Genomic DNA, 625 nt, shown 5'->3' with positions numbered 1-625 from the left:
TGGTGCGGCGGCTCTGGGACAGCTGGGAAGACGACGCCGTCATCCGTGACGTGGCCACCGCGCGTTACATCGACCGCGACAAGCTGCACTACATCGACTTCGCCGGCAAATACTTCTCGGTCAAAGGCCCGTCCATCACCCCGCGGCCGCCGCAGGGCCAGCCAGTGGTGCTGGCGCTGGCGCACGCGACGCGCGCCTACGATTTCGCCGCCGCAGGCTCCGACGTCGTGCTGATCACCCCGCACGACGACGACTCGCTGCGCTCGATCTTGCACGAAGTCGCCCAAGCGGAGCGCTCGGCGGGGCGTGCGCTGAAGGTGTACGCCGATCTCGTCGTCTCGCTGGGGGAAGACCCATTGACGCCCCCCGCCGCCATCTCCTCCGACGCGCACGTGTTCGCCGGCAGCGCAAGCGATTTGGCCGATCTGCTCCTGCGCTGGCGGGACGCCGGCGTCGACGGGGTGCGACTGCGGCCCGCGGTCAACGCGATCGACCTGCCCGCGATCGTCGATGAGCTGGTGCCGCTGCTCCAGCGTGCCGGAGTGTTCCGCACCCCGTCGACGCCGGCGTCCCGCCAGCGCAGGAGCAGATCGGCCAAATCGCTTGCGCTGCCGGCGAACACGTG

General features: G+C 69.9%; 1 protein-coding gene. It reads left to right on the top strand.

Annotation, left to right across the window (positions count from 1 at the left end; all coding sequences use genetic code 11):
* Positions 1 to 625 (top strand): LLM class flavin-dependent oxidoreductase (locus A9X05_RS23805; RefSeq protein ID WP_156736934.1); only part of this gene is annotated, 625 nt, incomplete at both ends.

The organism is Mycobacterium sp. E3298, from assembly GCF_001666895.1.
In the GTDB taxonomy this organism is placed as follows: Bacteria; Actinomycetota; Actinomycetes; order Mycobacteriales; family Mycobacteriaceae; genus Mycobacterium.
This window is presented reverse-complemented; position numbering and strand designations above follow the sequence as displayed.